At 64.5% G+C, this 558-nt stretch carries 1 protein-coding gene and 1 tRNA gene; both read right to left on the reverse strand.

Features of this window, described 5'->3' with window-relative positions; translation table 11 throughout:
• A partial coding sequence (locus MKK65_RS17150; RefSeq protein WP_243959216.1) for a hypothetical protein occupies positions 1-233 on the reverse strand: 233 nt, incomplete at its 3' end.
• A 37-nt stretch (positions 234-270) separates the two neighbouring features.
• A tRNA-Ala gene (locus MKK65_RS17155) sits at positions 271-346 on the reverse strand.
• Positions 347-558: the final 212 nt, after the last annotated feature.

A 558-nucleotide genomic window follows, 5' to 3' on the forward strand; every position in this document is an offset into this window, starting at 1 on the left:
GACACGGTCACAAAAAGACCAGTGACAGAACCGTTTCCGATTCCATCACCGTATGCTTGCCGAACATGACCGCCAGGGTAGACGCTTTCGCGCCCCCAACGGCCACATTCCCTCTTCACGATGTCACTGATGTCTTCGCCAGACGGCACGATCAACCGAACCTTACGGTCCTCATCGATCGTCTGCCGCGGCAAACTGTGTTCCAGATAGCCAAGCTCGACACCCTCTCTCAAGCGGCAGCCGCTACAGCGGCGCCAACTCCCAAAAGAATGGTGGAGCCAGACGGGATCGAACCGACGACCTCATGCTTGCAAAGCACGCGCTCTCCCAACTGAGCTATGGCCCCAAGGGGTCAGCGCCGATGATCGAGCGTCCCGTGTCGTGGTGGGCCGGACCGAGAACGACTCCCCGATCGAGACCACCGCCCCCCAGGTTCCGGGGCGTCGGAGCCAGAGCGCGGCCGAGCATCCCGTCGAGCGTGAGCCCGGCCCCTTCGACCCGTCCGACCCGAACCCGCCTGCGCCGCCAACGCCGCGGGCGCCGAGCGCCTCAGACGCC

This window comes from Methylobacterium sp. J-001 (genome assembly GCF_022829565.1).
GTDB lineage: Bacteria > Pseudomonadota > Alphaproteobacteria > Rhizobiales > Beijerinckiaceae > Methylobacterium.